The sequence below is a fragment of the Methylobacterium sp. UNCCL125 genome (genome assembly GCF_900116795.1).
Classification (GTDB): Bacteria; Pseudomonadota; Alphaproteobacteria; order Rhizobiales; family Beijerinckiaceae; genus Methylobacterium; species Methylobacterium fujisawaense.
Genome location: NZ_FPBW01000016.1, coordinates 44,205 through 69,877, shown reverse-complemented (window position 1 = coordinate 69,877; position 25,673 = coordinate 44,205). Strand labels below are relative to the sequence as shown.

At 66.7% G+C, this 25,673-nt stretch carries 18 protein-coding genes; 12 read left to right on the top strand and 6 right to left on the bottom strand.

All coding sequences use genetic code 11. From position 1 onward, the window contains the following. Positions 1 to 176: 176 nt before the first annotated feature. Together BM396_RS17405 and BM396_RS17400 are read right to left on the bottom strand one after the other, a co-directional pair. Positions 177 to 1,169: a helix-turn-helix domain-containing protein gene (locus BM396_RS17405; protein ID WP_081948625.1), complete on the bottom strand. Its 993-nt coding sequence runs from the start codon at positions 1,167 to 1,169 to the stop codon at positions 177 to 179. 1,070 nt (positions 1,170 to 2,239) lie between these two features. Next, positions 2,240 to 3,439 carry an IS256 family transposase gene (locus tag BM396_RS17400; protein WP_043381408.1) on the bottom strand — a complete coding sequence of 400 codons (1,200 nt, stop codon included), beginning with the start codon at positions 3,437 to 3,439 and terminating at the stop codon, positions 2,240 to 2,242. A gap of 833 nt (positions 3,440 to 4,272) precedes the next feature. On the opposite strand from BM396_RS17400, the gene BM396_RS17395 reads away from it, so the two are divergent. Continuing rightward, positions 4,273 to 4,953 (top strand): peroxiredoxin-like family protein, encoded by a 681-nt coding sequence (locus tag BM396_RS17395; RefSeq protein WP_158713274.1) that lies wholly within the window; start codon positions 4,273 to 4,275, stop codon positions 4,951 to 4,953. Here the strand turns inward: BM396_RS17395 and BM396_RS17390 are convergent. After that, the gene (locus BM396_RS17390; RefSeq protein WP_081948640.1) at positions 4,910 to 5,926 is read right to left on the bottom strand and encodes a LysR family transcriptional regulator; all 1,017 of its coding nucleotides are present in this window, start codon (positions 5,924 to 5,926) and stop codon (positions 4,910 to 4,912) included. The genes BM396_RS17395 and BM396_RS17390 overlap by 44 nt on opposite strands. Positions 5,927 to 8,019: 2,093 nt before the next feature. Here BM396_RS17390 and BM396_RS17375 point away from each other — a divergent pair. Next, positions 8,020 to 8,604 carry a cytochrome P460 family protein gene (locus tag BM396_RS17375; RefSeq protein WP_244538897.1) on the top strand — a complete coding sequence of 195 codons (585 nt, stop codon included), beginning with the start codon at positions 8,020 to 8,022 and terminating at the stop codon, positions 8,602 to 8,604. A gap of 766 nt (positions 8,605 to 9,370) precedes the next feature. Next, a complete protein-coding gene (locus BM396_RS17365; RefSeq protein WP_043381413.1) occupies positions 9,371 to 10,408 on the top strand; it encodes a transporter in 1,038 nt (345 codons plus the stop codon). Between the two features lie 43 nt (positions 10,409 to 10,451). Here the strand turns inward: BM396_RS17365 and BM396_RS17360 are convergent, their stop codons facing one another. Together BM396_RS17360 and BM396_RS17355 are read right to left on the bottom strand one after the other, a co-directional pair. Beyond that, complete coding sequence (locus BM396_RS17360) at positions 10,452 to 10,664, bottom strand: hypothetical protein (RefSeq protein WP_043381415.1); 213 nt, start codon at positions 10,662 to 10,664, stop codon at positions 10,452 to 10,454. Positions 10,665 to 10,908: 244 nt separating this feature from the next. Beyond that, complete coding sequence (locus tag BM396_RS17355) at positions 10,909 to 11,376, bottom strand: hypothetical protein (protein ID WP_139239512.1); 468 nt, start codon at positions 11,374 to 11,376, stop codon at positions 10,909 to 10,911. Between the two features lie 112 nt (positions 11,377 to 11,488). Here BM396_RS17355 and BM396_RS17350 point away from each other — a divergent pair, with 112 nt between their 5' ends. The 4 genes from BM396_RS17350 to BM396_RS17335 all read left to right on the top strand — a co-directional run bounded on the left by BM396_RS17350 (position 11,489) and on the right by BM396_RS17335 (position 16,191). Beyond that, positions 11,489 to 13,030, top strand: coding sequence for a DUF2235 domain-containing protein (locus BM396_RS17350; RefSeq protein ID WP_043381421.1), 1,542 nt, complete (start codon positions 11,489 to 11,491; stop codon positions 13,028 to 13,030). Positions 13,031 to 13,232: 202 nt separating this feature from the next. Then, positions 13,233 to 14,174, top strand: a complete 942-nt coding sequence (locus tag BM396_RS17345; protein WP_043381425.1) for an ABC-three component system protein — start codon at positions 13,233 to 13,235, stop codon at positions 14,172 to 14,174. Continuing rightward, positions 14,171 to 14,419 carry an ABC-three component system middle component 6 gene (locus BM396_RS17340; protein ID WP_043381428.1) on the top strand — a complete coding sequence of 83 codons (249 nt, stop codon included), beginning with the start codon at positions 14,171 to 14,173 and terminating at the stop codon, positions 14,417 to 14,419. Before BM396_RS17345 ends, BM396_RS17340 begins: the two co-directional genes overlap by 4 nt. Further along, the gene (locus tag BM396_RS17335; protein WP_043381431.1) at positions 14,416 to 16,191 is read left to right on the top strand and encodes an ABC-three component system protein; all 1,776 of its coding nucleotides are present in this window, start codon (positions 14,416 to 14,418) and stop codon (positions 16,189 to 16,191) included. The genes BM396_RS17340 and BM396_RS17335 overlap by 4 nt, the downstream gene beginning before the upstream one ends. A gap of 18 nt (positions 16,192 to 16,209) precedes the next feature. Here the strand turns inward: BM396_RS17335 and BM396_RS17330 are convergent, their stop codons facing one another. Beyond that, positions 16,210 to 17,277 (bottom strand): DUF3800 domain-containing protein, encoded by a 1,068-nt coding sequence (locus BM396_RS17330; RefSeq protein WP_043381433.1) that lies wholly within the window; start codon positions 17,275 to 17,277, stop codon positions 16,210 to 16,212. A gap of 1,110 nt (positions 17,278 to 18,387) precedes the next feature. Here BM396_RS17330 and BM396_RS17325 point away from each other — a divergent pair. The 5 genes from BM396_RS17325 to BM396_RS17305 all read left to right on the top strand — a co-directional run bounded on the left by BM396_RS17325 (position 18,388) and on the right by BM396_RS17305 (position 25,639). After that, positions 18,388 to 19,374, top strand: a complete 987-nt coding sequence (locus BM396_RS17325) for a hypothetical protein (RefSeq protein WP_043381436.1) — start codon at positions 18,388 to 18,390, stop codon at positions 19,372 to 19,374. A gap of 213 nt (positions 19,375 to 19,587) precedes the next feature. After that, a complete protein-coding gene (locus BM396_RS17320) occupies positions 19,588 to 20,355 on the top strand; it encodes a hypothetical protein (RefSeq protein ID WP_051976015.1) in 768 nt (255 codons plus the stop codon). Positions 20,356 to 20,488: 133 nt separating this feature from the next. Further along, the gene (locus tag BM396_RS17315; RefSeq protein WP_043381439.1) at positions 20,489 to 22,591 is read left to right on the top strand and encodes a DDE-type integrase/transposase/recombinase; all 2,103 of its coding nucleotides are present in this window, start codon (positions 20,489 to 20,491) and stop codon (positions 22,589 to 22,591) included. Positions 22,592 to 22,602: 11 nt separating this feature from the next. Further along, positions 22,603 to 23,730 (top strand): TniB family NTP-binding protein, encoded by a 1,128-nt coding sequence (locus tag BM396_RS17310; protein ID WP_043381442.1) that lies wholly within the window; start codon positions 22,603 to 22,605, stop codon positions 23,728 to 23,730. Beyond that, on the top strand, positions 23,720 to 25,639 hold the full coding sequence (locus BM396_RS17305; RefSeq protein ID WP_139239511.1) for a TniQ family protein: 1,920 nt from the start codon (positions 23,720 to 23,722) through the stop codon (positions 25,637 to 25,639). Before BM396_RS17310 ends, BM396_RS17305 begins: the two co-directional genes overlap by 11 nt. The last annotated feature ends 34 nt before the right edge of the window (positions 25,640 to 25,673 follow it).

Here is a 25,673-nt window from a genome sequence, read left to right as displayed (position 1 = left end):
TCAGCGAAACCGTGACGTCGGTCCGTCGGCGGCTCCACCGTCGGCGCCGTCGAGACACCGCCGATCGAGCCATCGGCGGCCAAGGCGCTCGCGAGCACTCCCCGCCAATCCGCAAACCCCTTGCGCTTGCCTCGTACGCCATAATCGGGCGATGGATACTGGGGTCCAGATCCGCTTCAGCAACCGCATACCGGCTCGTCTCCACCAGGTGGATCCACGATCCCGTGTCTCGACGGATCGTAGCCGATGACCCTCCGGAAAGCGCGTAGGAAGCTGCTTCGACTGGTATAGCCAACCTCGTGCGCCGCTTGATCCACCGAGATTTTGTTCCCGGCGAGCAGCATCGCCGCATGGCGCATACGTAAGTCGCGGAGCGCCGTCATGGGCGGCATCCCGAATAAAAGCTTGAATCTCGCCATGAAAGCCGAACGACTCAGCCCTGCCAAGTGCGCCAAGCTGGTAACGCTATGGGCGCCGCCCGGTCGCGCCGCCATCTCCGCAAATGCGCGAGCAACGTGCGGGTCGCTTAATAGACAAAAACGCTCCGCCCAAACCTCTTTCGATCTTAAAGATCTGCGTATGACTGTCACTAAAACCTGCTTCATCAGCGCTGTCGTCATCGCGCCCGCGCCAACTTCTTGTGCTATCAACTCGTCCAGGGCCGATCGGAGCTGGCGATCCAACTGAGCTGTGGCATCGAATTGTTCTACGATAGGCGAGGACAATGAGGCGAAGGGGTCGATGGTGACGCCGTAGGTGGCTCTGAAATAACCGCATATCAGCATCAGGCGTGGTTCCGCGTCACCGGCGACATGCCTGCGCAGTTCCGCCGGAGAAAAACTCTGCAGTTGAGCTTCCTTCGTGAGATACTCGGATCCGGTTTCCTGATCGGAACCGAAGTCGCCGGGTACCTCCAGATGTAAGGCATGTCCAGCGGGCAAGACAACGAGAGTATGCGGCCGAAGCTGGATCCTTCGTTGGTCTTTGGTGATCAGCTGTCCGAAGCCAGAAAGGTTGTAGTGGATACCTGGCGAGATGGGACCTTGAAGGATTAATTTCCAGCCGGGACTCACAAGACACTCCGCCAGTTGGACAATATTGACAGTGAGATTTTCTATCAAGCTGTCGAGCTCCGACCGAGAGATGTTAAAGGCCGAATTATTGGGCACGTCGGCTGCAATCCTTCCTGTCAAGTGTGTGCTCGCCTAATAGAAACGAAACAGCGTTCCGTTTCGAATATGAAGAAACCTCCGCTGGCATCGCAGAGGAGCGCACCGGCCCCGGGTATTTGGCTGAGGAGCTACATAAACAACGACGATCCCGGACGAGGAAGCAAGTTGTAGAATTTTATGAATATCATTCCAGAGGCTTATATACCTCGTGATTTTGCCTTAGTTGTCGCGGACTTTGGCCCTCTATATTTCGCTGCAGGGGGCGCCGAGCCACTTCTCGTTCTGCGGACTGCAAAGGTACCCTCCGTCTACAGCTCCTCGCTGAAATCGTGACGCGACAAGCTCCAGTCCGGAAGGGCGCCAATATGCCATCTCGGGTATGGAAAGAACATGGCGCGGAGCGCGTAATCAGGGATAGTGTCGTTCTTCAAGGCTAGTCTCGCCGTGCGGACGTTCTGCTAGTTACGGCCGTCCATTCACGCGACCAGGGCCTGCGCCGATCGAGGAACTGCTCGTGCTCGCGCGTCTCCGGCAGGAGGCGGCACGCGAGCGCGTGGTGGAGTTTCGGACGCCCCATCAGGCCAAGACGGTGAGGGCAAAGTCGTTTGTAGGTGGATGGTCTTGGCGTGTGAAGATACATCAGACGTCCCGGGGGCGATCGAACATCCGCTCGGTGGCGTTGCGATCGCTCGGCCTCAGACGAGAAATTGGGCGCCGCTCCCCGTTTCGTTCTTCCGACGGAAGGCGTCGCCTTCTCAGCCTTCATTGGAAACTCTTGAAGCCTTGGTCTTCAGGCCGGGGAGGCTGCGCGGCTGTGCAGCTTGAATAGTTGACGCGATTCCCGGTCCGTGGCCAGAACAAATCGTGACCGTTGCAGGCGGATACAGATTCGAATTCATCCCCCTACCAGAGCAGGAAGCAGTGTTCCGGCAGTTCGCGAACGTGTGCCAGCTCGAGTACAAACTCGGCTTGGCAGAAGGCGACTTGGTGCCGACCACTGGGTCGTGTCCCTGGGCGTGGTGTAGCTCGATGAGGGCCACTGCGATCACCGGCTTGGGCCGGGACGATCAGGCTGCCAGGGTGGGCAGGCTGACGAGGGGATCATCGCCGATCGGGGCGATGCTTTCCAGGGTCATGTAGCGCGACCGCTGGACGGCCCATTCGTCATTCTGTTCGAGCAGGATCGCGCCGACGAGGCGGGTGATGGCAGCCTCGTTGGGGAAGATGCCGACCACCTCGGTCCGGCGCTTGATCTCGCCGTTCAGGCGCTCCAACGGATTGGTCGAGTGCAGCTTGACCCGGTGGGCGGCTGGGAAGCCCATATAGGCCAGCACGTCGGGCTCGGCAGCGTCCATCAGGGCGGCGAGCTTGGGCACCTTGGGGCGGAGCTGGTCGGCCACCCGCCGCCATTGCTGACGGGCCGCCTCGGCATCATCCTGGGCGAAGGCGGTGGCGATGAAGGCCGACACGACGCGCCGCCCGCTGCGGCCGGCATGGGCGAGCACGTTGCGCATGAAGTGAACCCGGCAACGCTGCCAGGTCGCGTTCATCACCTTGACCACCGAGGCCTTGATGCCCTCGTGCGCATCCGAGATCACCAGCTTGACCCCTCGCAAACCGCGCCGGGCGAGCTTGCGCAGGAAGGCGGTCCAGAACGTCTCGGCTTCTGAGGGCCCGACGTCCATGCCCAACACCTCGCGCCGGCCGTCGTTGTTCACGCCCACCGCCACGATGACGGCGACCGAGATGATGCGGCCCTCGCTCCTGACCTTCACGTAGGTGGCGTCGATCCAGAGATACGGCCACTCACCTTCGATGGGTCGGTCGAGGAACGCGCCGACCCGTTCGTCGATCTCCTGGCACAGGCGCGAGACCTGGCTCTTCGACACGCCCGTGCCGCCCATGGCTTGGACCAGATCATCCACGGAGCGGGTCGAGATGCCCTGGATGTAGGCCTCCTGGATCACCGCCGTCAGCGCTTTCTCGGCCATCCGGCGCGGCTCCAGGAAGCCGGGGAAGTACGAGCCCTTGCGCAGCTTCGGGATGCGTAGTTCGACCGTGCCGGCCCGCGTCTGCCAGTCTCGGTCACGGTAGCCGTTGCGCTGGACCAGTCGCCCGGCGCTCTTCTCGCCGTGGGCCGCGCCGGTCAGGCCGCCCACCTCCAGCTCCATCAATCGCTCGGCTGCAAAACCGATCATCTCGCGCAGCAGATCGGCGTCGGCACTCTTCTCCATCAGCCCGCGCAGGGCCATGATCTCGTCGGTCATCGGGGGTCTCTCGGGTTCGGGGTTGGTCGTCGCAACCCGACCCTACCCGGCAACCGCCGATGACCACCCCTCAGCTACACCACCGCCTGGGACACGACCTGCCACTGGCTCGAAAGCGATGGGGGACGTCACTGTCGCAGACTTCCACAAGGCCGCCGTCAGGTTCGTATTTCGAGGTTTCCAGCTGGCTCCACCAGCACCCCCAGATCCTCTCCCTGAAGGTAGAGACACGATCGCGCTGCACTAAAGTCGAGTTGAGCGAGTGCCATGCAGTGCGTGATACCGCGAGCCGACCGGCAGGTGTTGGGCGCGGCGTCGCCCACGGTGGACGGATGAAGGATTAGACGCCACGATAGCCCCGTTCCGATGACGGGACATGCGCGGGATGAGGCGGCGCACGATGCAGAAAGGCGAGTTTGCCGATCTCGACCGCCACGAGTCGTCGGATCACAGAAGAAGTCATACTGTCGCGCCACACGCTCTGAAGCTTGACTGTATCTCCGTGGGCGCTGCCATCTAATCATTCCCAGAAGTCATTTCTCACCGACTGAAGACGGGACCATTTTTTGTCTCGTTCCTACAAGTGGAGAATGGACTACAATTATAGCGACATGCCTCCGCAATGCCCATCGTCAAAGCCGAAGAGTCGAATCGAGAATGCGCTCGGTGAACCAACCACCCCGCACGAATACTCTTAGGTCGAGTATCGCGCCGGATCGCCCTGACGAATGGTTGGTTCCGATAGACAAAATCACTTGATTCTCAATTGCTTATGATAGGGGAATGATCTTCGCCAAGTGAGCTGAAGAATGCCGGCTAACGAAGGATTGGCCATGGGATCGCAGGTCGAGACGTCAATGCAAAGGAAATCACTTCGCGAAATTCGATCCGGCCAGCTCGGATTATTTGGACGGCGACAACTTGAGTTGTATGAAGAGTCTTTGCAGTGGACGAAGAAGGCGGGAATCATCGACAACGCGTTGAAAGTCGGCGATCGCGCTCCGAATTTTATCTTACCAGACGCATACGGGAAATTCGTCTCGGCGCATGAACTTCTGAAGCACGGCCCGCTTGTCTTGAGTTTCTATCGAGGGTCTTGGTGTGAGTTCTGCGTGTCGGAACTTGAGGCATTGGATCACGCCCTGCCAGATTTCGTTGCGCGGGCAGCCAGTGTGGTGGCGGTCTCTCCCGAAATCGCCGAATACCCACGGCAACTTCTGAAGCAAGAGAGACTTAGTTTGACGCTTCTCTGCGATCTTGACTATGGATTATCGTTGAGTTTCGGCGTGCTGTATTACGTACCACAGTCGACGCAAATTCGGCTAATCGAACGCGGGATCAGCCTCCCGAAGCGTCACGGCACACAGACTTGGATGTTGCCTGTCCCAGCCACATACGTCATCGATCCGTCCGGCGTCATCACAGCCGCATACATCAACGAGGATTATACAATCCGAGCGGATATAGAGTTCATTTTATCACATCTGGATCAGTATCCAAAACCGTCGGCTTAGGACTGAAGTTATTCGAGGTGGTGGTCATGTGACGCATGGGCTGACCGGGGCTCAGAGTCGCGGCCCGTTCGTCTGGAAACGCGGGATCGAAATCGGCGCGCCAGTCTCTTGTGCGCGCGAGTCGGACGAACGCGCCGAGGGCGGGCAAGTATCTGCGGCCCGACATCACCAGCAGGCGGATCTCCCGGCGAAACTCGTCCCCCCCGATCACGCGCCTAGTCAGGTCCGAGATGTACGGCATGTGCTCGGGCGCCAGCATCACGCCGAGACCGGCCTTGACCAGCTGCTGCAGATGGTCGAGATGCCGGCTGCGATGGCCCACCCGGAGCCGATCGGGGCTGGTCAGCCGCTCCGCCCAGAACCGCCGCGCCGTCTCGCAGCCGATCTGCTCCAGCCAGACGGCCTCGGTCAACGCCTCGCCCGGTATTGGGCCGTCGCCAGAGAGAGGCCCCTGCCGCCCGACGAGGACCGTAAAACGCTCCTCGAACAGGCGCCAGAAATCAATCCGGTCCGGCAGGCTCTCGACGTCGTCGGCGCAGATCGCGGCGTTGACGTGCCCCTCCAGCAGCATCTCGATCAGCTGCTTGGGAGACGCCACCTCCAACTCGACCTGCAGACCGGGCATGGTCTCGGCGATCTGCAGGAGCGGCGTCGCCACCAGCGACGCGGAAATGCAGGGCGCGAGCCCGATCTTGAGCGGGGCCACCGTCTTGTGGCGGAAGTCGTCGGCCTGCAGCCGAATGGACTCAGCCGCCGAGAGTGTCGTCTCGAACATCGGCAGCAGCAGCTTGCCCAGATCGGTCAGCTGGGTCAGCTGCCGCTCCCGGTAGAGCAACTCGCCACCGAGTTCCTGTTCGAGCTTCTGGATCGCCTTCGTCAAAGCAGGTTGCGTGACGCTGCACTGCTCCGCCGCACGAGTGAAGTTGAGCGACTGCGCCAACGCGAGGAAGTAGCGGACCTGATGGAGTTCCAACTCGGTGCCCTCCCGCCACCCTCCGCTGTACTGTGCGATGCTTAGCGATCGTCTGCTGTGGGAGGCCAAGGGTCAAGTTCCGAAAGTCCAATTTTTGGACCCAAAAGTCCGAGTTCGACCGGCTGGCTCCTGTCTATCGCGGCTTCGGACAAGTCCCGCATCCGATGTACGGGATCGCGTCCAATCCGACTGCCCTCTCGAGGCGGACGTGGGAGCCGTGTTCCCCACGCGACATGCTACGGTTCTTCGGCATTCGGGGTCGATGACCCAGCCTGATTTCTCCGCCACAGCCGAATGGGAGCGAGGCGGGTTCCTGGGAGACACCGCAGCCCGAACATTCGCCGGAGGACCGTCGCGAGTCTCGGGCAGTTGCGGGGTCAGGGCGTCAACAATCGGGAGCGCAGGCCGGGAAATCCTGGCGCAGCGATGGACCCGTCGCATTGACGCTTGGGCCGAGCCATCCAGTCGATCCCTCGCCTTGTGCCTCGGAGGTGTCCTCCGAGCCCTCTAAATGACAACATCGGGCTCGAACTTGCCACGCCGGCTTGGAGCGCGACCGAACCTCGTCACGATCGCGTGTCCTGCGCGGCCAGCCTGCAGATCGCCCGTGCCACGGCGTGGGCTTTCTCGAAGGCCAGGATCTGCAGGCACTCGTAGCGCGAGTGGAAGCTCGGCCGCCGGTGAAGAAATTCGGGGTGGGCAAACCGCGTGCGGAGAGTGCCGACCCGTCCGTGCCGCCGCGCATCGGCAATAACTTCGGCGTGACGCCTACCCGCTTGAGGGCTGCGAGAAGCAGATCGACGCAGCGGCGGTCGTCACCGAAGCTATCGGCGATATTGCCGTTGGGATGCTCGACGGGCCGCAGCCAGATGTCCCGCTCTCGGTTGAGGCAGAGGTACGGACGCGACTTGGTCGCGATCGACCGCTTCTTCCCGAGCACGCGCGCGTGCTCGTGTTGTGGCGCCGTCGGTCCGAAGCGGGCGCTCCCTGTCCGGACATGGACGTGCGACGCCTGCGGCGTCACGCACGACCGCGACGCGAACGCGTCACAGAACATCCTGGCCGCGGGGCACGCGGTCAGGGCCGGGTCTGATGCCCGGCGATCGCCTGTTGAGGGGTGTTTAGACGCGCCGGGCTCAGTCCGGAGTGCGGCCCCAATGAAACAGGAACTTGCGGCGTGAGCCGCAGGAATCCTCGTCCTTCTGGGGCGAGGAGGCTCTATCAACAGACTGCGCTTAGGGCCTTGCCCTTCAGGACGGGGATGGAGCGCTGGCGATAGCCACCATCCTGAAGTCCTCGTCTAAAGCCTCGTACGCGTTCCCGGCCTGTTCTAGCTTGTTTGCGTACTCTGCGCTCAGTCCTACAGGTTCGAGCTTCGCCCTGACGGCGCTCAGGACCGGCTCTTGCCCGCTCCTGCGGTTCGCGCTGCGGTGTCTTAGATACTCCGCATCGCGATAAGCTTGGAGCCGTCACAATCACGAAGCGGAATTTTTCGGACCATGCCACATGCGTGAAAACTATAACTACGAAGAATGATGTCGATAGACTGAACGCATTGGACTCCGCGCTCGCCGGAGCGATACATCGTCTCTTACGTCGCCGGTTTCAGAATTCCGCGTTTTAAATTTGCCTATGGAGGGTGAAATGCGGATAGGCGGATGTCGCGTCGATGAGCCTGCGACTTCAGAAGAAATCGCTGCAGTGGCCCGTATCGATTCAACGACGATCTGCATGCGGGTGTCGCTCCGCGAGTCGAACGCGACGCCAGATCCTCGGGTCGGTCGATTGTGCAAACCGGTAGAAACGTCCTTACCTACAATTCATCCTGCTTTCCTTCTCTCGAGTATCGGGATTTCGTATCTTTGAAGTTCGCTTCGGTAGATCGAAGAGCATGGATTTGACAGCAAATCCGGGGCTCCGGCATGTCGGCGACCGAACACCCAGTGCATTTGCGCTCTTCCAATATCGCCGTGACCGAAGTCCTCAGGTCCGTGTTCCCGCTCGCCGCATGAGATAGCAAGCTGAACACGAGGTAAGGTCGAGGCCTGTATCACTTCGCGTTCTAAATCGTCCTTCGATCGTGATCCGGTCGCTTGGGTATTGAGGAAAACAATATGCGAATCTTAGGACTTCTCGCCATCTCCGTTGTAGTTGCGTCGGGCCTGGGAGGATGGATTGCTTCGACGCGCGCGGAAGATGCGATCATAAACAAAACGGCCGACGGTAATCCACTCAGCCATATTCCGGCCGATTACCAAGCGAAATATCAATATCTAGGATCGTGGTCTGTGGCAGCTCCGAAGGGGCAGGGAGCAGAACAGCTCCATACTGTCTATGCGTCGCCGGGCACCGTAGCCGCGTATCGCAAGGACGGACACTTTCCCGACGGTGCGATCCTCGTGAAGGAAGTTTACGAAGCGGCGACAGAGCCAATGACGACCGGTACGGTAAGCCATGCCGAGAAGCTGAAGGGGTGGTTTTTGATGGTACGCGACGGTCGCGACACGCATTCAGGCGACAAACTTTGGGGTGACGGTTGGGGCTGGTCGTGGTTCGACGCAGGAAATCCCGCGAAGACAACCACCGTGGATTACAAATCGGAATGCCAGGGTTGCCATGTCCCGGCGCAAGCGACCGATTGGATCTATGTAAACGGCTACCCGCCGCTCAAACGATAGCAGCCCCGTCATATCGTACAGGCCAGGACAGTTGGTGGGTCGTTAGCACACGTGCGCGAAAGACCTCACTCTTTGGGGCAAGGATACAAACGCACCAGCGACGTGACCGAACAAATCGCGTATTTTTTCGCTGTGCCGATGAGATTCGCACTAGGCTACCGGTACCGGTTGACCCGACGCCGGAGCAGGCGAACCCTCGGCAGTGCGCGCGGTCTACATTCCTGACGGAAAAGCAGCGTCTTCACCGGTACTTGAAGTGCCGTTCTCTCGTCATCTGGGTCGGTTCCCGTGCGCGACCCGACGCTGTGTCCGCGATTTGTTCACGCCTCCTCGCTCTCTCGACGTACCGCCGGACGCTGTGCGCGCCTAACAAGCGCGAAGACCTCACGAACAAACCGCGCATCGTCCTCGGTCGGATCGAAACCCATGCCTCGGACGGGCGGGCGTAAGTAGGCCTGCGACGCGTTGTGCGATCGACGATCCACGATGGGCAAGACCGTATCGCCCGCTTCGAAGGCGAGCGGAACCGCCCGGGGGGCCCCGCGGCCGGTCGCGAGAAGCCGCCCGGGGCGGCCGAAGTTTGTCGCCGCCACGACGGGCTGCCCAGCGCGCACGGGTGCGGCGCCCCCGGCCTCGCCGCCTGTGGCATCGGAGGAGACCTGCCGGGCCTCGTCATCCACGGCCGGATCGAGGCGGCGTAGGGAGCCGCCGCCGCCCCCGCCTTTCAGGAGGTGCACTCATGCCGTCAGCGGTCCGAACACGAACGATGTCGTCCACGTCGTCGGCCGCGATCGTTCCAGGACAAGACCGGCCGGCCGCCCTGCTTTGGGCAATGCGATTCGACGAGCGCGGCTGCGGGCACATCGTCGAGACGGGCATCGACTTCCCGGATCTCGGTGCCTTCGGCGAAGGGTTCCTCTGGTTGCACTTCGACCTGGGTGCGGCGAACCTCGACGCGCCCATGAGGGAGGGTCGTCTCGGTCCGCAAGGATTGGCCGCCGCTGCCTTCGGACCCGACAACCACCAACGCGTCACGATCGAAGGCAGCCATGTCGGCGGGGTCGTGGCGGACCTCGGCCGCCTCGCGGATGGCGACGAACAGGACGACGTCAGCGGTCGCTTGCACTTCGTGTTGGGTCCGCGCGCCCTCGTCAGCGGGGGACACCGACCTGTGGAGAGTCCGGAAGCGACGCGAATGGCAGCGGCGGACGGCGCGCGCATCACTTCTCCGGTGCTCTTGTTGGAGACGTTGATCGGCTACGTCATAGCCGCCATCGCCACGTCCGGCGCGAGGCTTTCGGACGAGCTCGACGGCATTGAGGACCATATGCTCGACGAACCCGTCCGGGGCGACTGCAAGCGCTTGGGCCCGGTCCGGCGCGATGCGGTGCGCCTCCACCGTCAGCTTCTCGGTCTGCGGACCGTGTTCCACCGCCTGGAGGACGACGGGGCCGCCCAGGATCTGCCGCCCGAAGCCATCACGGCGGCGGCACGCCTCGCGCAGCGCCTCGACGCTCTCGACCGCGACATGACCCTGAACGCCGAGCGGAGTCGGCTCCTGCAGGAGGAGCTCTCGGCTCGTGTGGCCGAGCAGTCTAACCGCCAACTCTACACGCTGTCGGTGCTCACGGCGCTGTTCCTACCTCCGACGCTCATCACCGGCTTCTTCGGGATCAACACCAAAGGGCTGCCTTTGGCCGACAACGAGAACGGCTCGCTCGTCGTGCTGCTGCTGGCGCTCGGATCGGCCGTGTTCGCATACTGGATCATTCGCGTTCTCGGCATTCGCGCGTCTCGGCAATGAGGGCGCGGATGATCGAGCACTGCCCCGCGCACTCAACCGATGCTCACGTCGGTACGCCGAGGTCGCATCCGACCGCCGTGCCGGAATGAGCATGCGCGTTCGCGACGATCCCTGCGCCTTCGAAGGTTAGACCGAGATACTTGCCGAGGTCGACCTTGGTGAAGATCGCGCTGAGTGACTCGACTCCTTCGGCGGGGCCCGGTCCGGACAGAGTCACCGGATCATCCGGAAGGCCAAAGGCCCGCCAGCGGCCCATCGCCCGGCACAGAAGACATCCAGATCTCCGGCCGCTCTTCGACCGGGCGAAAAAGCCGGTGAACGCGTTTCGAAGAGTGCTACACCCTGGCCGACCAGCTGTCCCGGGGAAGGGACGTCGCGGTCCGGCACGGCATCCACCTTCTCATGGACGACTCCATCGTCACCGGCGGCACCCGGTTCCTGGGGGCATCCTCTGGACTGACTTCCTGCTGGGCTCTTTCGGGCTGACGCATGCCTTCCGCTCAGCGCAAGGGCGCGATGGCATGGTCGATTACCGGCATATCCGGACGGGGCCTCGCTCGCGCGATCGCATCGAGCTCTCCGACATCCTTCTGATGCATCGGGCCACACGGGCGTTCCTCGATGCCGATCTCGCGCGGCCCCACCACGGGCCGACGGTCGTCGTCTCGCATCACGCCCCGCATCCGGACAGCCTGACGAACCGGCACGCCCATCTCGCTTAGTGCTACGGCTAAGAGCTGAAGGACCTGCTGGTCGAGCAAGGTCCCGACCTCTGGATCCATGGGCACATCCACCAGGCCGCCGACTTCAGCGTCGGACGCACACGGGTCGTCTGCAATGCTCGCGGGCACGCTGAGGAGGGTTCGGAAGGTCATCCGCCCGAAGAGCGAGGTAGCCACGCCCTCGGTCTGAGGGCGTTCCTCGCGCGATCCGTTCGGCCTGGAGACCGGGGAACGAACGTCGAACATAGCCGTTCCGATCTCCAAAGGGGCCTGGACGAAGCAGGGGTGCCAGGTCCGGACGACCTCCATCCTCGATAGGACGGAGCGGTCGGTGACCTCTCAGGACCCGGAAGGGCGGATGCCCAAGAACATCGTCGTCTTCTCGGACGGAACGGGACAGGACGGCGGCGTCCGGCCCGAGCAGCGTATCAGCAACGTCTACAAGATGTATCGGGTCTGTCGCAGCGGCCCAGAGAACGCCATCGACCCTGCCGCTCAGGTCGCCTTCTACGACGCGGGATTGGGAACCGACATCGGCGCTACGGCCATGACCGCGCCGGTCCGGTTCGTCCAGAAGCTCCTGGCCTCGGTCACCGGGCGCGGCATCACCACGAACATTGCCGACTGCTACGAATTCATCATCAACCACCACCGGCCCGGCGATCGCATCTTCCTGATCGGCTTCAGCCGGGGCGCCTACACGGTCCGCTGCGTCGCGAACCTGCTGATGCTCTGCGGGATCCCGACGAAAGGCGCCGCGGGACCGCTTCCTCGCTTCCGTAAGGCGACCCGAGACATCGCTCAGGAAGCGGTCGAGACCGTCCTGGAACACGGAGCCGGGCACGAGCGCGCGAAATTTGAAGCCGAACGCAACGAACTCGCCCATCGCTTCCGGGAAAGATACGGATCGAACCACGAGGACGGGGAGCCGGAACGCTCGAACGCTGCACCTTACTTCATCGGAGTGTTCGACACCGTGGCGGCCCTGGGGGCCAGAGGCTTCCGCCGCTTCGCGATCCAAGCCGGCCTCACCGTCGGTGCCACCCTCGGATTCGCCCTGCTCGGCCTGATCCCGGCGGCCATCGTCGCCGGGTTGGTCCACGCCGGCTTCGGCGCGCATTTCCGGCCTTCGTTCGGCTGGATCCTGACCCTCCTCGTGGCCCTCGGTGGCATATGGCTCTGGCACCGCGACCGCACGTCACGCACGAAGACAATCCGCGACTTCCCGAACCCCGGGGACGTCCACACCCACATGGCCGAGTGGAAGGGCGAGAACTTCGACCGGCTGCTCAGCCGCTTCGTCCGCTACGCCAGGTCGGCGAACGCCATCGACGAGACCCGCGAAGATTTCGATCGCGTGGCCTGGGGCGGCATCCAGGATGGGGCGCAGGTCCATCCCGAGGGACCGACCCGGCTCGTCCAGCTCTGGTTCGCCGGCAACCATTCGGACATCGGCGGCAGCTATTCGGAGGCCGAATCCCGCCTGTCCGACATTGCCTTAGGGTGGATGATCGAGGAGGCCACGCGAATCCCGGATGGCCTCGCGGTTGACGGCCTGAAGGGCTCGGGGGACGCGACCGGCAACCCCAGGTTGCATCTCTTCCCGGCCGCCGACGGCGTGCAGCATTGCGAGATCGCCAGCATGCACGATACCATGGAGCGGTCGGTGCCAAGGCTACTGCGCCGGTTCTCGGGCTCATGGACCTGGGCGACGAAAGTCCGGACGATCGCCCATGACGCGCCGGTCCACCGGACCGTGGCCGAACGCTTCGACCTTCCCTGGGTCGCCCAATGCGCGGGCTCGGGATCCTACCGTCCGGCTGCCTTGGCCAACCACGACCGGTTCAAGGACCGCTACGATCCCCCTGCTGCGGCACAGGATGCCTCGGCATCACGATGAAGCCGCGCGTTGCGTCGGGGCCACGGCCGCGGACCGAAAGCCGAAGCCGTGGCGAGCGACCGGGGAAAGAGGGCGGGTCGCCCTTTCCTTCCCCGGTCCATACCCTACGACGATCGGCCCGTAGGCGCGGGTGGTCGCTGGAGCCGTTGCAGCGGCCGGTCGACCGTCCTTCAATGGGATGTTTCCCAACACCAGGGCGCACATGTCCGACTGGATGACCCCACACCAGCGCCTGCAGTGGCAGATGAGCCTGGAGCTGAGGCTTCGGAAGCTGCACGGCGACGGCTTCCAGGACTTCTTCTCCTCGGTCATGGAACGTGGCCATGGCGCGGACTTCGTCCGCGTCCGGGCCATGGGCAGCATCGGCGACAAGGGCTGCGACGGCTACCTGCGCAGCTCGGGCCAGCTGTTCCAGTGCTACGGCAAGCACCATGACACCCCGACAAGCACGCCGACGATCGTCAGGAAGATCGCAACGGACTACGCCACGGCCGCCGGCAAGCTGCCCCACCTCATGCGCGAGTGGCACTTCGTCCATAACCTGGTGGACGGCATGCCGATCGAGGCTACCGAGAAGCTCGAAGAGCTCGAACTCGCCCATACCGCGCACCGATTCGGCTTCATCGGGCCGCCGGCGTTCGAAGAGCGCGTGTTCGCGCTGTCGGAACCTCATGTCAACGCTCTGCTCGGACCGGCCGCCACCGCTGCGGACTCGATGAACATGCGTGTCGAGGAAGTCGCTCGGCTCATGAGCGCGGTCATCGCCGGGATGGAAGAGCCGCCGTTCGCCGATGCCCGAGGGAACCAGCCGCCCGACGACAAGCTGGAGTTCAACCGGATCCAGGGGGCGTGGCGCCGCATCCTCAAGATGTCCGGGGCGAACGCGGCGGTCGTCGCCGAATACGTCGACCGGCACCACGATCCCGAGATGGGCAAGCGCGTGGCCAGGGTGTTCTCCACCCGGTATGCCGAACTCGACGCCGAGGGGCACACGCCCGCGATCATCCTCGACAAGCTCTACGAGGGCATCACCGGCATCGGCAGCGTGACGGCGGACCGTCAGATCGCCGCGCAAGCGGTTTTGTCCTACCTCTTTGCAGCTTGCGACATCTTCAAGGATCATCCGGCCAAGGTGGCCGCATGATCCTTCCCGGAAAGCACCTCTCTCCGCACCGTGCCATCGCCGGCGTCGGCGCCGAGATCCTCGCCCAGCTCGACCGTCCCCGCGACGTGACCGAACTCTGGGAACGCGTCCGCATGGCGCGCGCCAAGCTGCAAGCATCGAGCCCGATCACCTTTGACTGGTTCGTGCTTGCGCTCACCTTCCTCTACGCGATCCAGGCGATCGAGGACGCCAATGGCCTCATGCAGATCACGAACCCGCGATGATCCTCTCGATCGACAGCACCCTCAAGACCTTCAAGTCCGTGCGCTTCCACGAGGGGCTCAACGTGCTGCTGTCCGACAAGTCGTCGGATGGCGACAACGCCAAGACCCGCAACAGCGCCGGTAAGTCCAGCCTCGTCGAGATCGTCCACTTCCTGCTCGGCGCGAAGGCCGATCCCGATAGCCTCCTCCGCCACGAGGCTTTGAACGACGCCGTCTTCCACGGCGTCTTCCAGATCGCCGGCCGACGGGTCGAAGCCTCGCGCAGTGGCACCAAGCACGGTCGCATCTGCCTAGACGCCGCGACGGTCGAACACTTCGCGTTGCCGACGAAGCCGGACAAGGAAACCGGCGCCCGCACGATCTCGAACGAGGAATGGAAAGCCTTCCTCGCGCACCACATGTTCGACTTCCCGGAGTTCATCAGGGGATCGGCCTTCGAGGACAGCTTCTCTCCGAGCTTCCGATCCCTCGTGGGCTACTTCGCCCGACGCGACGGCTCGGGCGGCTTCGCGCACGTCGAACGCCAGGCCGAGCTCCAGTCGCGGTGGGACTGGCAGGTCAACCTCTCCTACCTTCTCGGCCTCGACTGGCAGATCCCGCGCGCCCTCCAACTCGTCAAGAAGCGCGAGGGACAGCTCGGCGAGTTGAAGAAGGCCGTCGAGGACGGAACCTTCGGCGTCGTCATCGGCAGCGTCGGCGAGCTCAGGGACGCCGTAGCCCACGCCGAGGTGCGCGCGGTCAAGCTCAGGGGAGAGCTCGCCCGGTTCCAGGTGCTCGAAGCCTATCGAGAAATGATGGACCAGGCGACGCGCGCGAAGGTCGAGATCCAGGCCATCGCACGACGCACCGTCCCGTTGCGCGAGACCGTGGCCCACCTGAAGGCCTCCATCGAGGCCGAGCGCATCCCGGAGCGCAGCGACGTCGGCCGGCTCTACGCCTCGGTAGGGATCGAGCTGCCAGAGGTCGCCGTGCGCAGCTTCGACGATGTCGCGCGCTTCCATAAGGCCGTCGTCGAGAATCGGCGCCTCCACCTCCGCGAGGAGATCGAGGGCATCGAGCGCCAGATCGCCGAGGGCGAGGCCCGCAGCGCGACCCTCGACGCCCAGCGCGGAGAGATCCTGCGCATGCTGGATGGCCATGGCGCCCTTGAGGACTTCGTCGTCCTGCAGAAGCGGCTCGCGGAAGCCGAGGCCGAACTCGCCTCGCTCAAGGAGCGCTTCAAGTCGGCCGAGGCGCTGGCGAGCCAGACCACCGAGCTCACGATCGAGCGGATCGGCATCAAGCGCCGGCTCCAGGAGGATCACCAGCAGCGCCGCGAGCGTCTCGATCGGGCCATCCTGCTGGTCGGCGGCGCCATTCAGACCCTCTACGAGGATCGCAAGGGAAGGTTCGAGATCGAGGCCACCGAGAACGGACCCGAGTTCCGCATCACGATCCAGGGGGACCGGGGCGGCGGCATCTCCAACATGGAGATCTTCTGCCTCGACTACGCGATCTTCTCGATCTGGACGACACGGTCCAAGGGACCAGGCTTCCTGATCCACGACAGCCACCTGTTCGATCCCGTCGACCCCCGCCAGGTCGCCAGGGCTCTCGGCCTCGCCGGCGGCTTCGCGGACTTGTTCGGCGGACAATACATCGTCGCCCTCAACTCGGACGTCTACGACCGCCTGGAGCTGCCGGACGGCATCGACCGCGAGGCCGCCGTCGTCACGCCCAGGCTGTCCGACGCCGACGAGACCAGCGGGCTGTTCGGGTTCCGCTTCGATTGAGCCGCACCTGTCGCGGCGTCAGGTTCCTCGGCGGGCGTTCACCGCCATGGCGATGCGGTCGACGACGTCGGGGCCGGTCGCCCGTCGCGGCAGTCCGTCCGGGACTTCCTGGCCGGCGTCGATCGGGAAGATCGTCAGCTCATGCATGCCGACCGCCTCGGCCTCGCGCAGGAAGGCAGTGAACGCCTCGGTCGGCGATGGTGCGTAGGCCCTCGTGACGAAGCCGGCGATCAGGTCGCAGATCTGCAAGGAGGCGCATTCGTGGCTCCGGGCGCTCGTGGTGGACACGACGTCGATCGGCAGCCTCAGCGTCTTCGGCCCGAGTTCGATGACCTGAGGCGGGACGCACGGGTCAGTCATCATCCTCCAACGCTCGGACCGCCGGAAGAAGTGCGTGCTCTCGTCGTGGACGACCTCGTACGGCCCCGGGCCCCGGTCCTGCCAGAAGCCCATGCAGGTCACCGCGGCCGTGACGTGGAACTCGTTGTTGTCCGCCCAGCCATCGAGGTCGTGGAACTCCTCGAACCGGCCCGCGCCGGCGTGCATCATGCCGAGCAGGATGGCGCAGTCGTTCGAGGCTGCCGGGACGGCGGACGCCAGCGCTGCCTCGACCGCGCGCAGACTCTCACGGTCCGGCATCCGTCCGAAGGCGTTGTAGGCCTCCAGGACCGTGCCGGCGACGGCAGGATCGAGACCATGCTCGAAGGCCTGGTGTGCGGCGTTCGCGAAGAGCGAGGCGTGGTCGTCCGCGTAGAAGTCGTAGCCCGCATCGCTCATGACCGGCTCGATCAGGTTGTCGACCATCTTCGCGATGACCGTGTAACGCTTGCCGACCTTCACGGCACAGAACCGATCGGGGCGGGAGCCGACCTCGGACGCGAACCGTAGAAACGCGCGTTTCCCGGCATTCCGCCGCAGGATGTTCTGTGACTTGAGCTCGTCCGCCTGTTGGCGCGGAAAGCACCGCGCGATGATGTCCGCCGCCTCAGCCTCCTCGATATTCGTGCTGCCTAGGCTGAAGAATGGCTGGGCGAGGTCGAGCAGGTGGTTCCCGCTCTGGCCGCTCTCGTCGAAATAGACCTTCACGGAATGCCTCCGGAATAACCACCGTCAGCCTCCAACGCGGGGAACGCGGAGGCGCAGCCCGGAATAACGCAGGTCGCAACGGACGGTGCCGGCCGCGGCAAGGACACCGCGAGACCGGCATCATCGAAGCCTCGGGCCGCCGGATAGGTATCGAATGGGTCCTGGCATCGACGGACGCACTCGGGCCTGGATAGACGCTTTCGCCCCCAACCCAAGTCCGTCGTCCCGCCTCGACGACAGACCAATGGGCCTCAGGTGCCGATTCGCCGGATGCGCCGTTCGAGCCGGTGGACGCCCGTTTGCTGCTTCACAACGAACGTGGCCGCCATCGAGGGCGGGTGGCCACGTAACCTCCAGATTTAAGCGATGCGGGACCTTGTGTCCCGCAGCGCATCTTTGGGTCGGCTATCATCCGGGATCAGGGAAACGAAGGGCGGCCGGCACCTCAAATCGCGCCCTCCTACGGAAGGCACCCCGCTCCGTGAACGTCTACGGAATGCCAGTGACGGCTAGTAGCGCTCCCATCCGAACGTCGAATTCAACAGTCGTTAATGATGTTTCGGCGTTCCGCCCGAAATCTTATCCACAGAGGTGCAGTCTAGAACAACTTTTTCACTTGCCCATCCGTGCGGAAATGTGTAGCAAGATCGTGAGCGCAGAGGCGAGGCCGCCCGCGATCACCCCCCCCCCCGCACTGCCACATCGCCGCCAGTACCGCGCCTGCGGTCGACGCGCATCGATTTCCGAACCACACGGCTTCGGCCGGTCGCCGGCAGCCGGCGCCGGCGAGGATGACGTCGAGCCGAATCGCGTCCAGCGAACGCTCGTGCGAGGTCGCCTCGGCGTCCCACCCTCCGTAGGGCGTCGGTCGCGCTTAGCTGGGAATCGGGCGACGCGCGCAAGCCAGGGTCGCACGGGGTCGCGGTGGACACCGTCCCGGTTCCGACCGCCCGCACCGGCCTCCCGTCGATCGCCGGCCCTGCGCGATCGCGACGAGGGAGCCGTTGGGCGACCGTCGACCTTCGGACGCCCGCATCGGCGGCCGCCCCGGGGCTCCGGCAGCCAGTTCCCTTCGAAGATGCCCACACCCCTTAGCCGAGAGAGAGAATCATGAACACCGTGACCGGAGCTATCTACCTCCCTGGAGCCGGGAATATCGAGGCCGCGCGCGCGGCGGAGCTGCGGAGGCGTCTCGCATACGTCCACGCGGTCAGCCGCCTCGCCCCGCGCCCCGGCCTCGACGCCGTCCGGGCCGTCGTCGCGGAGGTCGTCGCGCGGATCGGCGGCAAGCCTCCGGCCCCGCGGACGGTGGTCGAGTGGTGCCGCCGGTTCGAGCGTCTCGGCCGGGAGCCTGGCGCTCTCCTGCCGTCGTCTCGCGCGCGGACGGCGCCGATGGCGGGAGCGCCCGCCTGGATGGGCAGGATCGTCGAAGAGGTCGCGGCCGAGGCGAGGAGGCCCGAGGCGCCGAGCATGGGCGCGATGCTGGATCTCGTCGCCAGGCGGATGACGGCGCACGCGCGAGAGCATGGCCTCGACCTGCGCCTGCCCAGCCGAGCCACGCTTCACCGCGCGATCGGGCCGCACGTCGCGGCGGCGCATGCCTTCAGGCACCCGCGTCGGTTCCGGCACGTGGGCGCCGGGACCGCCGCGGGATGGCTGCCCCTGGGTACGATCCGGATCGACGTCACCCGTGTACGGGTCGCGTCCGGCGAAGCGACGGTCCTGGCCGTCGCGCGCGACGGAAAGACGGGCCGCGTGGCCGCGGCGGCTGTCGGGCCGGCGCTCGACGCGGCGGGATTCCTGCGGCTGGCCTGTGGCCTGCCCGGCGCCCCGGCGGACGCCGAGGTCATCCGCTGCGGGACCGCGCACGTGGGCGACATCGCGGTCGACAACGCCGCGGAGTTCCTCGGCCGCTCGTTTCGCGATGCGGCGGCCGCTCTCGGGGTGCGGGTCCATTTCGAGGCGAGGGGCGTGGACCGGCGGATGCGCTTCGACTGCCTCCACCGCGACGTCGCGGTGCATGTCGCGGCCGCGGGCATCCGCGACCTCGCCGAATTCCTGAGGCGGTGGTTCGACCTGGAAGACGCGAGGCTCTGACGCGCCAGGGCAGCGGCCGACGCACCGGCGTCGGACCTGCGGCGCCGCCCCCCGGCCGGGCGCCGGCCGCTCCACGGACCGACCCCGGCGGGCGTTGTGCACTCTCGGCCAAGGCGGACCGGGGTCGCGCCCGCCGGCGGCCGTCGAGGTCGCCCCGGCATCCGCAGAATAGCGCCATTCCCGGATCGAAGCATCCCCCAAGAGGATAACCCCATGCGAAACCTCCCCTACCCCAACGACACCCACGAGTTCGTCTCATCCATCGCCGGGGGGTTCCTCTTCCGGGAGCGAGGCAGCGGAACCGTCGTCGCCGTCACCCATGCGGAGCTGCTCGACGGCTTTCGCGACGCGGCGCCCGGCCACCTGACGTCCGAGTCGCGCCACGGCGAACGGCCGGCCCGTCGGGCGGGTCCCGCGGAGCTCGCGGATGTCTCCCACGGGGAATGGCCGCGCGTTCGGGCACCGAACGACCCCATCGCGACGTGGCGGCGCGCGTTCCGGGCGGACCGCGCCGAGGTGACCGTGGCGGGCCCCCGTTACCGTCGCCTGCGCCGCCGCCTCGTGACCGGCCGCCGGGACACCTTTACCGGGTTCCGGCCGTCGATGAAGACGGGCCGGATGGTGGCCTACGAGAGCCTCCTCGAACGGACCGCCGCGATCCTCCTGGAGGAGGCGCGGCAGGTCGACGACTACCTGGAGCAGCCAGCCCCCGAGCCCTGGGACGACGGCGGCGAGCCGCATCGGTACACGGCCGATTTCGGTGCGCTGACCGCATCCGGGGTCGTGTACGTCGAAGTCAAGCCGCGGCGCCTAGCCCGGCGTACGGGGACGATGGCGCGCCATCGGGCCATCCGCGCGGCCCTGCGCGCCCGGGGCATCGGCCTCGTCGTCTGGACCGAGCGCGAGATGGCGAACCCGCGACGGGCGATCGCCCTGCTGTTGTGCGCAGCCCGTCGGGTCGCGCGCGACGGGCGGCCCTGACGGCGCACCCCGGCGGCCGCCCGCCCCGAAGGGCCGGCCGGCCGCGTCCGGCCTCGGTTTTCCGATCGCCCGGGACGTCACCGCGTCGCATCGAAGCCCTCGGCGATCCCCGACCTGCGAGACTGTAGCGCCAATGACCGTGCCCTTCATCAACTTTCCGCTCGGCTCCTCGGTCAGGATCGAGGACGTCACCCATACGTTCATGTCGCGCGAGCAGGCCGGCTACGTCTTCCGGAGCGAGGTCGACGGGCGCACCGTGACCCACGGCTCCGGGGAGATCGCGTCGCTCTACTTCGCCGACAAGTTCGTGATCCCGCGGCAGGTGCACCCGAGCCTGCCGGCCGGCGTCCGCGAGAACCTGCGGCGCAGCCTCGTCGAGTTCCCCGACCACCGGCAGGCGGAGGCCGAGCGTCGCCTGGACTACGTCATGGCGATCGACGGGCTGGAGGATCGCCGCAGGGGCGGCGACCGCACGCTGTTCCGGCGCAACGAGCAGCGGTACGCGTCCGTGGCGCGGGCCGTGGCGAGCATGAGGCGGCGCAAGGCCACGACGGGGGCCGCGCTCCTCGACCCAGCCGCACGGCGCGAGCTCAAGGCCGAGGCCACCCCGTCGGCGTTCACGCTCCGGGATTGGATGCGGCGGTGGGAACGGTCCGGCCGCGAGCCCTCGGCCCTCGTGCGGCTCGACGACCGCAAGGGCCGTAAGCCCAACGAGCTGGCGCCCGCCCTGGTCGACCTCCTCACGGATGCCGTCAGGACGTTCTACCTCAAGGAGGAACGGCCCACGGTACGGATGCTGCACGAGTACGTGGCCGGGCTCGTCCAGCGACACAACCGGGAGACCGGGGACAGGCTGACGCCGCTCACGGAGACGGCGCTCCACCGTTTCGTCACGGGGCGCTTCGGCGCCCGCGAGCTCGCCGAGGCCCGGCTCGGCAAGCGCAAGGGGACGATGCGCTTCGCCGCCAAGCGGCGCAGGGGATCGCCGAATCGGGCGTGCGAGGTCATCGAGATCGACCACGTCCTCCTGGACGCCACCGTGATCCGGGATCGCGGCGGCGAGCCGCTGGAGACCGACGAGGGGGCGCCCCGGTGCAAGCGCGGCATCGCGGGCCGGCCCTGGCTGACGCTCGCCATCTGCGCGCGGACGCGATGCGTGGTCGGATGGTCGATCTCCCTGGACCCGCCCTCCTACGTCTCGGTGATGCTGTGCCTGCGGAGCATGCTCTCGGCGAAGCCCGACGTGACCGTGAACGGTCGGGTCGTCGCCAACCCGGTGTTCGGGCTGCCGAAGGTCCTGAGGCTCGACAACGGCAAGGAGTTCCACAGCCTCGCCCTGAAGGCCGCGGCGGCCAAGCTGGGCTTCGAGCTGCTCTACTGCCCGCGCCGGTCGCCCTGGGAGAAGGGCCGCGTCGAGCGGTTCTTCGGCGAGGTGCAGCGCAACTTCGCCACGATGCCGGGCCGGACGTTCGGAAGCCCGGAGCGGCGCGGCGACTACCGCCCGCACGACCGCGCGCGCATGACGATGGGCGAGCTCAGGGCCACGTTCGCGATCTGGGTCGCGGCCTACTACCACCAGAGGAACCACCGCGGGCTGTTCCACAGGACACCGATGGAGGTTTGGCTGGAGCTGTCGCCGCTCGGGGTGGACATGCCGCCCAGCGCGCGGGACGCCGTCTCGGCCACCGCCCTGCCGCTGCTGAAGCCGATCCAGGACACCGGGATCGAGTACCTGGACCTGCATTGGGACAGCGAGGCGCTGGAGCGCCTGCGGGACCGCCACGGGCGCAAGCGGAAGTGGCGGTGCGCGCTCGACCCGCTCGACCTGACGGAGCTGCGGGTGTGGGACGACACGGTCGAGCCCAACGTGGAGATCCGGGTGCCCTGCACGGACCTGGACCTGATCCCGGGGCTCGACCTCGACATGTGGAAGCGGGTCAAGAACCGGTCGAAGGAGCGCACGCCCGAGGCCGAGCGCGTCCGGCGCGAGACGCTGGCCGACGCGCGCGTGGAGCTGTTCGAGACCGCCGCCCGCGACGACCGCTCCGGGAAGCGCCTAAGCAAGCCGAAGCAGAAGTTCGCCGCGGGCGCCCGACAGGCCCGCGATCCCGAAGCCCCGCCGCGGCCTGAGGAGACCCGGGGGGCGGCCCCCCTCGCCGCCCTCTCCGGCGCCGTGGCCGCCGGCGCGGTGGCCCCTGTCGGCTCCGTGGCCACCCGCACGCAATACTACGACTGAGGACGACACCGATGACCCTCGCCATGGAACTCGACGCCCCCGCCCCCCGCGACCAAGCCCCGGGGTTTGCGTGCTCGACAGGCTCGCCCGTGCCCGGCGGCGCCCCGGATGGGCCCCCTCCGGCCGGCGGCCGGACGAACTGGGACGAGCCTGGCAACGCCGCGAGGCTCGACGCCTTCGTCCTGGCCATGAGGGAACGGATCCATGTCCCGACCGTGGCGTACAGGGAGGGGCAGCGGGAGATGCGCACGCTGCGCGACCGCGCGCGCCGGCGCGAGCCGGGCAACGTCCTTGTGATCGGCGGCGAGGCCGGGGCGGGCAAGAGCTGGCTCCTGGACCGAGAGCTGACGGACGCGGATTTCCCCGACGTCGGGACGCGCTGGGCGGATCCCCTGCCGGTCCTGCGCCTCGACGCGCCCTCGCCCGGCCGCATGAAGGCGCTCATCGTGAAGATGCTGTCGCTGGTCTCGGGGTACGAGGCGAGCGACCGGCCGTCCGAGCCGATGCTGATGCGGCAGTTCGTCAAGGTCGCACGGGCCCGCGGGGTGCGGGTCGTCAAGATCGACGAGTTCCAGCACATCGTGAACCTGTCGCGCACGGACAGGCACGAGCGCACCGTCTCCGAGACCCTGAAGACGCTGCTGAACGAGACCGACATCCAGCTGGTGCTGGCGGGCGAGCCGTCGGTCATGACGTTCTTCGATCGCTGGAAGCAGTTCGAGCGTCGGGGCGTCAAGCTACCCATGACGCCGTTCGCCGGCGAGGCGGCCCGCGCGGAGTTCGCCGACTTCCTCGACGACTACGACGCGCAGCTCGTCGCCCTCCACTTCATGGAGAAGGGCGGCTTCGCGGAGAAGGTCGACCGCTTCCGGCTGGCGACGGACGGCTACGTCGGCCTCGCGACGAAGCTCATCCATCTCGCCGCGGAGATGTCGTTCAAGGTCGGGCACCGCTCGGTCGACGACACCCTCTCCGTGGCCTACGAGCGCTGGCGCCGCCGCGGCGACGCCTGCAACCCGTTCCTCATGACCCCGGACGAGGTGCGCAAGGCGCTCGGAAAGCCCGCCGCCGCGGTCGGGGGGACCGTGACGCGCTCGCGCGGGACGGGCGGGAACCAGGAGCCGACCTTTGGCCGGTAGGCCCGCGCGCATGCGGCCCCTGCCGCTGCACCTGCCGATGGGGAACGGCGAGCCGGCCTACGCGCTGCTCGAACGCCTCGCCCTCCGTTACGGCGCCGGGAGCCCGGCGGCGTTCGCGGCCGCCAACGGCCTGAAGTGGGGATCGGTCGTCGCCGGCCGCGACACGGACGGGGTCGCGGCGCTGGCCGGCGTCGATGCCGGCGCGCTCAGGGCCGCGACGTTCGTGGCCGAGGGCGGGCTGGTCCGGCTCGGGGGCGAGACCATCGCGCGGACCGACTGGTCGCCCCCGGCCCGACGCCGTTGCCGCGCGTGCGAGGCCGAAGACGAAGCGCTGCTCGACCGGCCGGCGCCCCGGGCGTTCCGCAGGGCCTGGTGGGACATCCGGTCTCTCCGGCGCTGTCCCTGGCACGGGTCGGACCTGACGGCCTCGACGCCGGGGAGCGCCGGATCGCCGGAGGCCGTCACGCCGATCGACGGGGAGGGATTCCCGGGGGAGACCTACGTCCTCGGGCGCCTCGGCTTCGCTCGGCTGCGCCGGGTCGCGCTCCTCGACGAACTGACCCTGGCTGCCGCCATCCCCCTCGTCGAGCGCGTCGGCGCGATGCGCCTCCACGGGCGCCGAGCCCGGAGCGACGCCAAGCTCGTGGACCCGCGGCCGCTGCTGTCGGCCGGCATGGCGGCCTTCGAGGGCGGCCCCTCGCCGTTCCGCTCGTTCCTCGACGGGCTCGTGGCCACGGCCCGGCCGGACCGTGACGAGTTGACCCCCGGGGCGGCCTACGGCCGCCTCTACGGCTGGCTCGTCCACGACGAGCGCGATCCGACCTACGGCCCGGTCCGGGAGGTGCTCCGCGCGCACGCCATCGCGTCCCTGCCGCTGAGTCCGGGCCGGGTCCTGCTCGGCCGACCGGTCGCGGCGCCGCTGCTCGGGACGGTCGCGGGGCTGAGCCGGGCCACGGGCCTGGAGAAGGCGACCGTGGAACGCTTCCTGGCGTTGATCGGGGCGGTGCCGGCCCCGGGACCGAGCCCGATACCGCTCTACGCCGCCGCCGACTGCGCCCGGGTGGCCAGTCTAGCCGCCGCCAGCTGCTGGTCCTGGGAGGCGCGGCGCGCGCTCGGCCTGACGAACGAGGGCATGGGATCGCTCGTGTCCGCCGGTTGCCTGGTGCCCATCCTGCCACGGCGCGGCAGGGAAGCCCGTGAGGACAGGTTCGACAGGGCCGACGTCGAGCGTCTCGCCCTCGGCCTGTCGGACGGCGTGCGGCGCCTCCGCGCCGTGCCCTCGGACTGCGCCCTGCTCCCCCAGGCCGCGCGGCGCGGCATGTCGTCGATCGGCTTGATCGTGCGGGCCCTCGTCGACGGGCGCCTGGTCCCCCGGGGAAGGTTGCCGGGCCGGCCCGGGCTCTCCGGCCTGGTCCTCAAGGTCGACGACGTCCTGTCGCTGCACCGCGCGCGGACCGACGACGTCCCCTGGTCGGAGGTCGTGTCCGGGATCGGCGACGCCCGGCTCGCCAGGTCGCTGGTGGCGTCGGGTCGGCTGCGTCTGCGTCGCGCGCCGTGCGGGTTCCGGAACAGGCACCGACGGGAGGTGCCTCGTGCGGACTGGTCGGAGTTCAGCCGCGGCTTCGTGTCCGCCGGCGAGCTTGCGCGATCGTCGGGCACGTCGGCCGCCGCGGTGGCTCGACGGCTGTCGCGTTCCGGAATCGGGCCGGCCTTCGCCTCCGCTTCGCCCGGCGGCCCCACCTTCTATCGGCGGGAGGACCTCGCATCCCTCCGTCCCGGGACGCGAGCCTCGCGGGGCGACCGACGTTCGCGGTCCCGGCGCGGTGTGACCCTCGGATCGGCCACGCGCCAGTCCGAGGAGGTCGGAACGGATCGGTTTCCCGGCGTCGTCGGACGGGCCGTATCGTAGTGAGCTGACGCTTCCCGAGGCGGATCTCCGCCCG

What these genes read in the sequence shown, in the direction of transcription:
- BM396_RS17365 (WP_043381413.1), top strand. Translation starts at nt 9,371, where the DNA reads ATGTCGTCCACGTCGTCGGCCGCGATCGTTCCAGGACAAGACCGGCCG.
- BM396_RS17325 (WP_043381436.1), top strand. Translation starts at nt 18,388, where the DNA reads ATGAACACCGTGACCGGAGCTATCTACCTCCCTGGAGCCGGGAATATC.
- BM396_RS17335 (WP_043381431.1), top strand. Translation starts at nt 14,416, where the DNA reads ATGATCCTCTCGATCGACAGCACCCTCAAGACCTTCAAGTCCGTGCGC.
- BM396_RS17340 (WP_043381428.1), top strand. Translation starts at nt 14,171, where the DNA reads ATGATCCTTCCCGGAAAGCACCTCTCTCCGCACCGTGCCATCGCCGGC.
- BM396_RS17315 (WP_043381439.1), top strand. Translation starts at nt 20,489, where the DNA reads ATGACCGTGCCCTTCATCAACTTTCCGCTCGGCTCCTCGGTCAGGATC.
- BM396_RS17345 (WP_043381425.1), top strand. Translation starts at nt 13,233, where the DNA reads ATGTCCGACTGGATGACCCCACACCAGCGCCTGCAGTGGCAGATGAGC.
- BM396_RS17350 (WP_043381421.1), top strand. Translation starts at nt 11,489, where the DNA reads ATGCCCAAGAACATCGTCGTCTTCTCGGACGGAACGGGACAGGACGGC.
- BM396_RS17320 (WP_051976015.1), top strand. Translation starts at nt 19,588, where the DNA reads ATGCGAAACCTCCCCTACCCCAACGACACCCACGAGTTCGTCTCATCC.
- BM396_RS17360 (WP_043381415.1), bottom strand. Translation starts at nt 10,664, where the DNA reads ATGGGCCGCTGGCGGGCCTTTGGCCTTCCGGATGATCCGGTGACTCTG.
- BM396_RS17355 (WP_139239512.1), bottom strand. Translation starts at nt 11,376, where the DNA reads ATGTTCGACGTTCGTTCCCCGGTCTCCAGGCCGAACGGATCGCGCGAG.
- BM396_RS17400 (WP_043381408.1), bottom strand. Translation starts at nt 3,439, where the DNA reads ATGACCGACGAGATCATGGCCCTGCGCGGGCTGATGGAGAAGAGTGCC.
- BM396_RS17310 (WP_043381442.1), top strand. Translation starts at nt 22,603, where the DNA reads ATGACCCTCGCCATGGAACTCGACGCCCCCGCCCCCCGCGACCAAGCC.
- BM396_RS17395 (WP_158713274.1), top strand. Translation starts at nt 4,273, where the DNA reads ATGGGATCGCAGGTCGAGACGTCAATGCAAAGGAAATCACTTCGCGAA.